Source organism: Pirellulales bacterium (genome assembly GCA_035533075.1).
Lineage (GTDB): Bacteria > Planctomycetota > Planctomycetia > Pirellulales > JAICIG01 > DASSFG01.
The window spans coordinates 1-11,584 of sequence record DATLUO010000109.1 but is presented as its reverse complement, the minus strand read 5'-3'; the positions used below and the strand labels follow the sequence as shown (position 1 = coordinate 11,584).

9 protein-coding genes are annotated in these 11,584 nt (G+C 62.3%); 3 read left to right on the top strand and 6 right to left on the bottom strand.

Going from position 1 to position 11,584, the window contains the following annotated elements:
• A partial coding sequence (locus VNH11_14330; GenBank protein ID HVA47544.1) for a uracil-DNA glycosylase occupies positions 1-409 on the bottom strand: 409 nt, incomplete at its 3' end.
• 567 nt (positions 410-976) lie between these two features.
• On the opposite strand from VNH11_14330, the gene VNH11_14325 reads away from it, so the two are divergent.
• Entirely contained in the window at positions 977-1,549 is a 573-nt protein-coding gene (locus VNH11_14325) for an HPP family protein (GenBank protein ID HVA47543.1), read from the top strand.
• Positions 1,550-1,897: 348 nt separating this feature from the next.
• On the top strand, positions 1,898-2,806 hold the full coding sequence (locus VNH11_14320) for a DUF362 domain-containing protein (GenBank protein ID HVA47542.1): 909 nt from the start codon (positions 1,898-1,900) through the stop codon (positions 2,804-2,806).
• Positions 2,807-2,853: 47 nt separating this feature from the next.
• Here VNH11_14320 and VNH11_14315 read toward each other — a convergent pair whose 3' ends face one another.
• From VNH11_14315 to VNH11_14305, 3 genes are read right to left on the bottom strand one after another with little or no spacing between them, the layout of a single operon-like run.
• Positions 2,854-4,407, bottom strand: coding sequence for an FAD-dependent oxidoreductase (locus VNH11_14315; protein ID HVA47541.1), 1,554 nt, complete (start codon positions 4,405-4,407; stop codon positions 2,854-2,856).
• A 1-nt stretch (position 4,408) separates the two neighbouring features.
• Positions 4,409-5,929 (bottom strand): molybdopterin-dependent oxidoreductase, encoded by a 1,521-nt coding sequence (locus VNH11_14310; protein HVA47540.1) that lies wholly within the window; start codon positions 5,927-5,929, stop codon positions 4,409-4,411.
• Positions 5,930-5,931: 2 nt separating this feature from the next.
• Positions 5,932-7,161 carry a CBS domain-containing protein gene (locus VNH11_14305; GenBank protein ID HVA47539.1) on the bottom strand — a complete coding sequence of 410 codons (1,230 nt, stop codon included), beginning with the start codon at positions 7,159-7,161 and terminating at the stop codon, positions 5,932-5,934.
• A 348-nt stretch (positions 7,162-7,509) separates the two neighbouring features.
• On the opposite strand from VNH11_14305, the gene VNH11_14300 reads away from it, so the two are divergent.
• A complete protein-coding gene (locus tag VNH11_14300) occupies positions 7,510-8,247 on the top strand; it encodes a DUF4058 family protein (GenBank protein HVA47538.1) in 738 nt (245 codons plus the stop codon).
• Positions 8,248-8,272: 25 nt separating this feature from the next.
• Here the strand turns inward: VNH11_14300 and VNH11_14295 are convergent, their stop codons facing one another.
• Complete coding sequence (locus tag VNH11_14295; GenBank protein HVA47537.1) at positions 8,273-8,506, bottom strand: thiamine pyrophosphate-binding protein; 234 nt, start codon at positions 8,504-8,506, stop codon at positions 8,273-8,275.
• 67 nt (positions 8,507-8,573) lie between these two features.
• A complete protein-coding gene (locus VNH11_14290) occupies positions 8,574-11,162 on the bottom strand; it encodes a glycoside hydrolase family 15 protein (protein ID HVA47536.1) in 2,589 nt (862 codons plus the stop codon).
• Positions 11,163-11,584: the final 422 nt, after the last annotated feature.

Here is an 11,584-nt window from a genome sequence, read left to right as displayed (position 1 = left end):
CGAGATACTCGCGGCAGTTGGCCGTCTCGGTCGGCAGCGGATTGCGGTTGCCCGGTGGGCGGCACTTGAGGGTGTTGAGAATGTAAACGTCCTGTCGTCGCAGCGTGCAGGCTTCGATGATTTTGTTGAGCAATTGTCCGGCCCGGCCGACGAACGGCTCGCCCTGGGCGTCTTCGTCGGCGCCCGGCGCTTCGCCCATGAAGCACAGCCGGGCACTGGCGTTGCCGACGCCGAACACCGTTTGCTTGCGCGTGGCGGCCAGTTCGCCGCAGCGCTCGCAGCCGCGCACTTGCCCGCAAATCAGATTGAGCGCCATCTCGCGTTCGGCGTGCGGCAGCTTGGGCGCCCCGTCCCAGGCGGGCGAGGCAAACAGTGAAGCGTTTTTCGCCGTGAGCGCCGGCTTGTCCACAGTTGCCCCTGCGCGGACCGGCGCTGGCGATGCTTGCGCGACATGCACAGCCGCGGTGCTATTGGGCGGGTGAGCGACGACAGGTCGGTCGGGCAAGTTGGTGGCAGGCAATGGCGGCGAGACGGCACCGCTTGCCACCGCCGCGCCCCGCGGCCGCGGAACTTCCTGTATTCCTGCGCGTTGAAGGCTCTCCAAACGCTGTACGAGTGCCCGTCGCACAACGTCGGGCGAAAACGAATCATCCATGTATGCCGCTCCCTGCGCATGTAAAATTGCCAGTCTATCGTATTGTCTTTCGCTTTGGCAGGGTTCGAACTCGAGTGTCACCTGGCATCGTCCCGCAGAACCATTAATTGGTCGTCGATGCTTGCGGTTCAGCCACCGTTTCGCTTGGACTTGATGGTCTGGGCGCCGCGGCAGAGTGGCCCCTGGAAGCCAGGCTGGGGCGCAAGCAAGTATTGTTCCGTGAATTGTCGTATTGCGGGAGCGAATATGGCATCCCTCTTGCGTCAACTGGCCGGAGTAAAAACGCGTGGCGGTGAGCAATTCCGCGGACGAGGTGCCAACGTGAGCCGAACCGATGTTTTCCAAAACCGCACCGGCGACAAGCCTCGTGCAAGGAGTACGAGTGATAAACGCGTGGCGGTGCCCGATGCCGTCTGGGCGCCGTTGACCGTCACGTTTCTGCTGGCGATTCCCGGCCTGCTTGGCTATGTGATCGGCCAACCCTGGCTGTTTCCGAGCCTTGGTCCGACCGCTTTCCTGCAAGCCGAAGCTCCTCACTTGCCGAGCGCGCGTTTTTACAATGTGGTCGTCGGGCACCTGCTGGGCCTGTTGTCGGCGTTCGCCGCCGTGGCCGTCTTCGACGCCAGCGCAGCTCCCTCGGTACTTTCCAGCCATACTTTGCCGACGGTGCGACTCGAGGCGGCGCTGCTCGCAGTATTGATCACGATGTTGGGAACGTCGCTGCTGCGCGCCTCGCATCCCCCGGCGTCGGCGACTACCCTCTTGATCGCGCTGGGCGGAATGCAAGCCACCTTGAAGGAAGCGGGAATCATCTGCACGGGCGTCGCCATCGTGGCTATCGCGGGCGAGGGCGTCCGCCAGTTGCGACTTCGGTTGGTGCGGCCACACTCGTAGTATTTTTTGCTGCGGGCATCCGCGGGCCACTGTTGTCGCGTTAGATTTCCGCGCCCATGTGGAACTGCCGCTTGTCCTGCGGATGCCGTCGCCCTGCCACGCGCCGCCGTGGTCAATTTGAGACCGCGACTTCTGCCGGCGGAGAGCGATCCGTTACGATCTTCGCCGCATTTTGCCTGCCAGAGGAGTTTGTCGGCGGTTTCGGCATTGCAGTTGCTGGCGTCCGCAACAACCCAGCCGCTGCTCGATCGGATTCATCAGGGATATTGACCACTTGCCTTCAAGAGCGTCAGGGGGCGTCGGCGCTTGACCAGAATGCCCTTTGGACGTCCACGGAGAACAAAACTCATGGCCACCGTCGCAATTGCTCAAAACGTCGATATCGGCCGGGCCGTTCGCGAGGCGCTGGATCATCTCGAACTCGAGGCAATCGTGCGAGGCAAGCTCGTCGCGGTCAAGCCGAATGATACCTGGGCGTCGAAAGACGATACGACCGGCGTCACTCAGCCCGATACGCTTCGGGCCGTGATCCGGCACCTGAAGAAGTTTGGTCCAAGGGAGCTGGTCGTCACCGGCGGCGCCGGGAGCGCAGAAACGGATGAGGTCTTCAAACTCGCCGGGCTGATGAAAGTCGTCGAAGAAGAGGGCGCGATCTTCTTCGATCACAACCGGCCCCCCTTCATCGAGGTTCAGCTTGAGTCGGCGGCTGAGCCGGAAGTGCAGGGACCACAACAAAAGGTGACGGTCAATCCGCGCGTTTTGGAGTACGAGACGCTCGTGGCGGTGAACCAGTTAAAGTTGCACGAAACTGCGACCGTAACGCTGGCCCTGAAAAACATTGCGATGTCGTACCCGGCCGCCGACTATTACGGGCACCCTCGCTCCAAGCAAAAGCACAAGCACGGTTTCTTCGACGACATGCACACGTTTATCGCCTCGATGGCCAAGCGGTTTCCGATTGCGCTGGCGGTGACCGTGGGTCACCCGGCAATGATCGGCACCGGACCGCTGCTCGGCCATTGCGTCGAAACGGGGCTGGTCATTGCCAGCCGCGATCCCGTGGCGGCCGATGTTGTGGGCGCCCGGCTGCTCGGCTTTTCGGCCCAGGCGGTCCGCCATCTCTGGGAAGCAGGGCGTCTGAAATTGGGCGAGACCGACACCGAAGCGATGAAGTTTCCTGGCCTGAGCATGGAAGACGCCTGGGCCAGGTTCACGGAGAAGGTCTATGGTCGTCGGCTGCCGTACGAGCAGCCATAGCGCCGGCTGCTTACGTCTGCTTGGCTTTCGCATGGCAGGGCCGTGTTTTAATGGTCGCCCGAACGCACGCTCTCCGGCCCTTCGACCGGCTGCAACGGAGATTCTGCCGGCCCGGCCAAGACTTTGCCGTCCGGCCGGAACCGAGAACCGTGGCACGGACAGTCCCATGACCGCTCGGCGGGGTTCCAGCGAACGACGCAGCCCAGGTGCGTGCAGATCGCCGAGACAAGGTGCAACGTACCTTTCTCGTCGCGCGAGCAGGCGATTCGCTTCCCGTCGATTTTTGCGATTTGTCCCTCACCGGGCTTGACGTCGGCGGCTTCCGTTTTCGCCGGTCGAGCGAGTCGGTCTGCGACCAGGTAATACGGGAAGTCGAGATTCTCCTTGATGTAGTCCCAGGCGCCCTTGGGCACCATCTTTCGTTCGACGGAGAACAGGTCCTGCCAGGGGTTTGCGCGGCTCAGCATGGCGTCGCGGGCCATCATTCCCGCCAGCGTGCCAAAGGTGATGCCATTGCCATTGAACCCGGCAGCGACAAACTGCCGCGGGGACGACTCGCCGATGAAGGGCAACCCATCTGGAGTCGCGATGACTTGCCCGGACCAACGATGATCGAGTTTCGTCTTTGGCAAGACTTGCAGCAGCATCGCTTCGAGTTGCCGGTATCGCGATTCCGTGTCGGCTTCCTGGCCCGTTTTGTGATCGTTGCCGCCAAAAATCACCCGATCATACTGCTGCCCCGCATCAATGCGCAGATAGTAGTAGGGATCGCTGGTGTCCCAAAGACTGAGATCAGGTTCCAGGCCCGCCGGCAGCAGGCCACTGACAACATACGACGTCTGGCCGGCCAGCTTCGTTTGCAAAAGCGAAGCCTTGAGCAGGCCGCCTTTCCCGGTGAGAGGCACGTGCGTCGCGATCACGACGTAGTCGCACTCGATTCTTACGTCGTTCGCCACGACGACGAGGGGATCATCTTCAATACCCGACACTTCGCTATGCTCGTGGATGACGCTCCCATCGCCCTGAACCAATCGCGCTAGTCCGGCAAGGTACGCCTTCGGATGAAACTTCCCCTGGTCGCGAATGCGGATGCCAGGCTTGTGGATGGCCGGCACATCGTCGACGTAGTCCAAGTCAAATCCCAGCTCACGGGCAAGCTCCGCCTCGTCTTTCAGTTGGTCTCTTTCATCGTCTTTCCCGTCGATGGCTGAACAGAGGAAGCCGGGAGTGCGGCGGAAATCGCAGTCAAGGGCGTTCTCGGTCACAACCTGCTCAATGAGATCAAGAGCGCTCGTACCGGCGTACCAGGTCAATGCCGCCCGGTCGCGGCCGACGAATCGGACGAGCTTCGTCAATCGTTCGTCGGTGACACAGGTAAGATGCGCGGTCGTGTGGCTGGTGTCGCCGCCGGCAAGAGAATCGCGCTCCAATACACAGACGCACTGGCCAGCCCGTTTAAGGAAATAGGCGGCCGACAACCCGGTCATGCCGCCACCCACCACCACGGCATCGAACCGGCCGGGCTGAGTCAAACGCTGGAAGGATTCGATCTGGACGTCATCCCAGATGGGAGTTGATTTGCCTATGAAAGTCGTCGTCACCTTAAATCTCCGCACCCATGTCGAACTGCTGCTTGTCTTCGCGGACGCCGCCCATGCCGCCGCCGATTCTGCGATAATCGTCCACCACTTCGATCGCACGCAAGAACTTGACCATCTTGAAACCGAGCTTGGTTTCGAACCGCGGTCGCAGCGGTGCGCCGTGTTGCAACGGTAGCGGCTCGCCGTTCAGCTCATAGGCGAGCAGGGTCTGCGGATAGCGACCGATGTCGAGCGAAACGCACTCGTAGTAGCACTGGCCTGACGTTTCGTGCTTGCCGAAGGAGTAAAACACCAGGTACTTGGCTGCCGGCAACGGCTGGCAGCGATTGAGGATTTCGGCAAGCCGCACTCCGCCCCACTTGCCGATCGAGGTCCAACCCTGAATGCAATTGTGCAGCGTCACTTGCTCCTGCTTGGGCATGGCCCGCAGGTCGTCCAGCGACAGCCGTAGCGACCGCTCCACCAGGCCCGTCACTTCCAGGCGGTAGTCGCGAAAATCGTTCGCCAACAGCCGCTCGTAGGTGTCGTCGTCTCCTTTGGCCTGCGGGTAGGCGGAAATGGGTGGATAACCGTTGGTGCGATGGTAAGGCGATATCTCCGATTCGTCGCGGACCTGCACGCTTTTCACGCCGTACAACAGCAACCAGCGCAGCGGCCCATAGACCATCGCCAGCATCCTGTGGACCGTCCGCTTGGCGTAGGCCGACGCAAGGTTGGCCGCCATGTGAAACAAGACGATGCCACCGATGATCGCCATTCCCAACCAGATCCCTTCGGTCGACCCGTCGGAGCGAGTACGGCCGAGCACCATCTTGTCCATCTCTTTGGCGAAGTCGTGCCAGAAGACCATCACCAGATGAATAGCCAAGAAGCCGCCGAAGAACACCAGACCGATGAAGTGCAGACTTCGCGCCGCCTGTCGATTGCCAAATAAACGCTCATACCAGCGGAACCGCGCAAGGATGGTGGGCGATTGCGCCAGCCCGGTCAGGATTTGCAGCGGCGTCAACAGAAAGACGACGCCGAAGTAGGTGAGCTGCTGCAGGGCGTTGAACGGCAACCCGCTGGAATAGGTGAAGGGTGGGTGCGGTTCCGGCGACTTCAGCTCCAAATAGGCGACGAGCGTCCGCCACGCGCAGGGGAAGATTTCCCAGGAGGCCGGCACGAGCCGCCGCCATTGCTCCGACGTGAACAGCACCGCCACGTAGCATAGGCCGCAAATCACCCACAGCGCCGCAGTCGAGAAGTGCCAGTAGCGGCCCAGTCCGAGACCATCGCCGCCGGGCAAAGCCAGCCAACCGCGCCACTCGCCTTCTTCGTCGGTCGAGCACCACATGCGGTCTTGGGGAAGCGGTTTGCGCAAGAGGTCCAGCCATTCGCTCGTCGGCCAGGCGTCGATGTTCCAATAAAGCTTGGGATGGGCGGAAAGGATCGCCAGACCGCTGCGCGCCAGCAACGTGAGAAACAACACGTTGAACCAGTGCGCGACGCGAATCTCCCACGGAAAACCCAATTCGTGCATCGCTATTTCAAAGACCGCTCAAAGAGTTTCGCCAAAGCCCTGCCCAGCCCTCGTTCGGAGAAGTGACTCGCCAGGCAACGCCAATAAATGATGCCGATCAAGCCGCCATGCCGATCGACGACGAGCGTGCCTCGGCTGCCGAAGCACGCGAGCAGCTTGTCGAGCGTGGCATCGTCGCGCACCTGCGCCCACTCCTTCGACATCACGCTTCCGACCGGCGATCGCGAGAATTCCATCAAACCTTTCGCCAGCGCACGGACCACATCGCGCTCGGTTAGCACTCCCACCGGCTTGCCGCCCTCCACCACCGCCAGCAAGCCCGATTCGCACTCCGCCAGTAACCGCACCGCCTCGACGACCGGGAGCCTCTGATCGCAGACACGCACTCCCTTGGCGGCAATGTCGCCTGCCCGCAGCATCGGATTGATAAGATCGGATTGGCAGACCAGGGGCACCGGCTGAGGAAACGATTTTGGGGACGGTTCCCAGGGGTGCTCTTGCTGCCAGTTCGCGACGTTGCTTCGGCTGATATGCCTGGTGGTTATCGAAAACATGGTGATGGTCTCCTTCGGCAAGCTCGCCCTACCAACAATTCCCTTAGCGGCGCCGCCTGCGACTGAGCATTTCTCGCGCCGCAGCACTGCGACCGCGGCACCGCCGAGGCAAAGTCCACCGATCGCCGCCGTGCGCAAGGTTTGCTTCCAGCGCTCGGGGCCATCGAGCCGCGCGGTGGGATAGCGGACTTCGGGGAAAGCGCCTGTTGGTCCCCTGGGCCCACTATCGAGCGCCATCTTCAGCACTTGTGCCAAGTGCATTGCCTGGCGGTTCGTCCCTTCCGCGATTTGATGCCGGCAGCTAAAGCCGTCGGCGATGATCAGCGTATCTCCCTCGGCGGCGGCGACTGCGGGGAACAATTGTTGCGAGCCGATCTTCATCGAAATGTCGTAATTCCCTTCCTCAAAGCCGAACGAGCCGGCCATGCCGCAGCAACCCGAGTCGAGTATCTGGCCATAGTCCAGCCCCATGCGCTGCAGGATTTTCTCCTCGCCCTCCATGCGGATGATCGACTTCTGGTGGCAATGTCCGTGTACCACGGCGCGGCGATCGAGCGGCGGAGGACGGTAATCGTGCTTCGCTAAAAACTCGCCCAATGTAAACGCCTGCTGAGAGAGCCGCTGGGCGTCGAGATCGCTCGGAAATAGGTTCCGCAACTCGTCGCGAAAGACGGCCACGCAGCTCGGTTCCAAACCGACGATCGGTACGCCTTGGCGAATCGGTTCGCGCAATGGCTGCCGGCGTCGAAGCGGACTTCGCCCGACATATTCCGCCGCCGCTCGGCCGCTAGCGCAGCCGCGTCGACGGAAGGCGATTCGTCGAGATGCCGTGCAGGGGGGCGGAAAGTGTCGGGAGCAAGTGCATTTCGTTAAGCGTGCGAATGAAGCCGGCGCCTTTATCCGGCCGTTAGCGCGTTGCATTTCTCGTGCCCCGCCCAGTAACCCCGCGGCTGCCGTTATCGACGGCCTCTCGGCTTGCAAGTTAGAATGTGGTTTTGACGACATCCGCCTCGAGGAACCCCTCCGATGCCCTTGCGTGATCATTTTCGTCCCCCGCTTGACGAGCAGCGCCACTGGGAAGCTATGCACGCGACGTGGCCGGTCATGATGGTGGTTGGGTTGGGCCAGAAGCTTCCGCCGGGATATTTCGCCGAGCCGAGCGTGCATTCCGGACGGAGCGCGGAAATCGATGTGATCACCTACGAATCCGAAGGGACGGCCCGCGCGCAGCGCGAGGAAGGCCACGGCGGCGTGGCGACGGCGGTCTGGGCCCCCCCCCAGCCAACGCTCGTCGTGGCCACGAACCTGCCCGGCGAGGAAGTGTACGAAGTGCAGGTCTACGATGGGCGGCGACGTACCCGCTTGGTGGCGGCGGTGGAAATCGTCAGCCCATCGAATAAGGACCGTTCAGCAAGTCGGCGGGCGTTCGTCGCCAAATGCGCGGGATTGCTGCGCGAGCGGGTTTCGGTGGTGATTGTCAACATCGTAACGACGCGCACTCCAAGCCTCTACGCGGAGTTACTCGACTTCTTGGGCCGGTCCGATCCGCGCCTAGGTTCCGAGCCGCTTTATTCAGTGGCCTGCCGCATGACGAAGCAGGGCGACGACTGGCAGTTGGAAGCCTGGGCCGAGACGCTTTCTCTACGAGAAGCTCTGCCCACCATGCCCTTGTGGCTGGCCGACGACCTCGCCATTCCGCTTGATCTGGAGAACAGCTACGAAGAAAGTTGCAAGGGGCTGGGTATTGCTCACGCCCCCGAATAGTCGCGAATTTTGTCGCGGACGATGGTCAGACCGATGCGCTTGGCGTTCGGCCGTTGAGCAGATGCACGGCGCCCGGCCCCGAGGTGGAGAGACAGACGCCAAGCTTGCCGGTGAACTTGGCGTAGGCGCAGGCCATGAAGGCGGCGCCTTCCTCGTGCCGCACCTGGATGAAGCGGATTTGTCTTGCCGCGTTCGCAGGACCTCCAGGATGCCGTTGTTGCCGTCGCCCGGATAGCCAAAGATCATCGACACGCCCCATTCGATGAGCCGGTCGATCAACAAATCGGAGACGGTGGTTTTGGCCATGGCTTGAATCATCGGGTGAGTTACCTTGCCTTGGCGCCCATCGCCTCCGGCCCGGTCTCGGCCGAAACCGCCGTGCAGCGCGTGACTTGCCATGGCGCCGGGAGCAACCGCTTGTTCGTCTTCTCATGGATGCAGAACCGCACTGCCTCGCCGTCGCCGAGATTCTCGGTTGGCAGATCGGCGTAGAAGACGCCAATTTCGGCATCGGAGGTTTCGATCCGCCGCTTTCCAGAGGAGCCGTCGCATTCGACGAGAATGGTTGCCGGAGCGTCGAGCATCACCCGCAAGGTTTTGCCGGGCGGTATTACTTTGCGGCGATGGTTGGGCCGCCAGATGACAAGCCGCGACTCAATGCCCTCGATCAGATAACGCTGCGTGGTTTGAGGCGGCAGGTCGTAGACACGGCCTTCGGCCAGCGAGCGGCGGAGCTTGATATACTCGGCGTGCGCCCAGGCGAGCGGCATGGCGGATCCGGCCGGCCGGCCAAAATAAAGCTCGCGCGAGGCAATATCGTCGGTATCCCAGACTTGCTCGGGCATCATTTTTCCCTCATTGGCAAATCGCTCCATGGCGGCCATCAGCCGCCGGGCTTCGTCGGGCCGCCCGGCGAGCAACTCGTAGTGGGCCCGTTCGCCGGTCAAGAGCGGCCAGAGCCGCCCGATGCCGCGACGGCCATCAAACGGTGAGCCGTCCTCCTTTTCGCCGTAGCCGTCGTGATTGTAACGGTGCCAGCAGGGGCCATACGGCGTATCCGTCTTCAATACGGCGTCGATGACCTTGATCGTATCGAGAATGCGCGGATCGTCCGGCGCTCGCAAACCGAAGCGGACGTAGGCCAAGGCGTCGACACTCACGATTTGCCACGGTGGAAGGTCTTGATCGCGCTCCGGGCGATACCACAACTCGTCCGAGTGGCCCGAATACTTCACCGGCTCGCCGTGTCGGTCGGGCGGCGCGACGCGGAGATAATAACCCGGCACGCCGACTTCGCGGGCCAGCGGTGTGTCGTGGACGTAGGTCCAATAATCAATCGAGTCGTGCCATGAATCGGCCGTTTCGCGAAAGAACGCGCCCATCATCGTTGCGCCCTGCTTATCGGCCTGCTCGGCGGTGACGACCAGGGCCGCGATCATGTTCGACAAGGTGAACGGCGTGAAGCCGCGGGCATTTTCCCAGCGGTCTTGCTCGGCCCAGGGACCGCTCTTTACGATGTGCGCGGCGGCGGCGCGCAGCATCGGCCAGAACCGCCGCCGATCTTCGTCGGTAAGCAAACCCGCCCGATTGATGAGGTCGAACAGCAGCACGGGCATCGAGGTTTCGCCCAGTTGCTTGCCGGTCCACACGGCCTGGCCGTTCACAGCCTGGTTCTGCGGCCAGCCACCATTGTTTTGCTGCGTGGCCTGGCAGTATTCCAAGGCCCGTCGCGCGGCGCGGCGGTCGCCCACGGCCAGCAGGCCGCCGGCGGTCATATACAGATCACGCGGCCAGACGACGTGATAGCCTACAGGCCCGAACACGTCGTTCGTCTTTCGCGCCTGGCCCCAGGGAACCGTCAAGCTGGCAACGAACGCGCCCGGCACGCTCTTGTCTTCGTGGGCGCACAGCACCATCGCGCTGACACGAGACAGATCGCGCGACGCGCTGGGAGCCAAGTCGCTGTAGTTCAGGCCGGCTTGCCAATTGCGCCATGGGGCCACGTAGTCTTCCCGCAGAGCGTCGAAGTCGGCCAACAGTGATTGTCGTGCTCGCAGACCCGCCTCTTGCGGCGCTGCCCCAAACGCCAACGCCAGCACGAACTCGCCGCCCTGGCTGAGGTCGATTTCGCCGACGAGGCTGACGTCGCCGGGCGGCGCCCGGCGGTAGGTCTGCGTCAGCCGTCCGTGGCGGCGGAGTTGCTGGCGGCCGTCCGAAACGCTGGTGAATCCGACCGAGCGTTTTTTCCATCCCGCGGACGAAGCGAGTGCCAGCATGTGCCCGTCTTCTTCCGCGAACAACATCGCCTCGCCTTTGTAGTCGCCCAGCCAGGCCTGGTTGAGCCAACCGTGGTTGCCCAAGTGCGGGTTGACCAGGACGTGCAGGCGATAATCAGCGAGACTGCCTGACAAAGGCACAAAGCGCGTTTTTTGCAGCAGCACCGGGAAACGCGGATGCGAAAAGATTTGCTTTTCGGTCCGGTAGCGGCCTGCGAGACAGGTGTTCCTGAGACGGTAGAGCGGCACGCCGTCACGCGCGTATTCGATCGAGTGCTCGGCATCGTTCTTCTCTTCCGAATAAAAGCCGTCGGAGGCGGTGACGACCAGTCCCATCTGAGCGACGGCCGGCTGGTCGACTCGCGGAAAAAAGACCTCGGTGACGATGCCGTGGTTAAGCGTAAACCATAGGTTCGAGCCGGGACCGCACGCGGTGCCGACACCTTGCTTGGCGCTGGAAGTCCAGTGCGGCGTTTTTCCTGGCCAGCCTGGTGCGATCTCTAATTCTGAGCTGAACTTGCGCCACGCCCATCCCGCCGCCGAGGCCAAGAACAGCGCACCCGCCCCCAGACTCAGCGCGCGATTGCCCTGGAAAAGTCGGCGAACCGAGGTGCGGTGATGATTTACGCCCTTGCTCATGTGGCCTCTGCCTTTCCGGCGACCGCGCCGATGCTGTTCCGTACAAAGGCATTTGCGTGCAAATCGGGGGCCGTTGTGTTTTTTCGACAACCGGGTAAAAAATGGCGGCGGCTCGGGCTTATGCCGAATCGCACTTCACGCTTCGCCCAGTTCACGGCGAACGTCGGGATCGGTTTCTACGGCAAGGCGCGACTCAACCGCGCGGCGTGCGCCTTCTGCCTTCTGCCTTTTCGGATGGTGGGCCGGCGCTTGCAAGCTCGCTGGTCCCACCCTACTTGCCTGGCAGCACGAGTCCCATCTCGCCCATCAGCAACTGCATGTCTTCCCAGACGTCCTTCTTGGCCGCCGGGTTGCGCAAGAGATAGGCTGGATGGTAGGTACACAAGACCCGGCAGCCGCGATACTCGAAGAACCGTTTTCGC

Excerpts from the sequence above, each read along its gene's own strand:
- VNH11_14320 (HVA47542.1), top strand. The coding sequence starts at position 1,898 with ATGGCCACCGTCGCAATTGCTCAAAACGTCGATATCGGCCGGGCCGTT.
- VNH11_14310 (HVA47540.1), bottom strand. The coding sequence starts at position 5,929 with ATGCACGAATTGGGTTTTCCGTGGGAGATTCGCGTCGCGCACTGGTTC.
- VNH11_14300 (HVA47538.1), top strand. The coding sequence starts at position 7,510 with ATGCCCTTGCGTGATCATTTTCGTCCCCCGCTTGACGAGCAGCGCCAC.
- VNH11_14295 (HVA47537.1), bottom strand. The coding sequence starts at position 8,506 with ATGGGGCGTGTCGATGATCTTTGGCTATCCGGGCGACGGCAACAACGG.
- VNH11_14290 (HVA47536.1), bottom strand. The coding sequence starts at position 11,162 with ATGAGCAAGGGCGTAAATCATCACCGCACCTCGGTTCGCCGACTTTTC.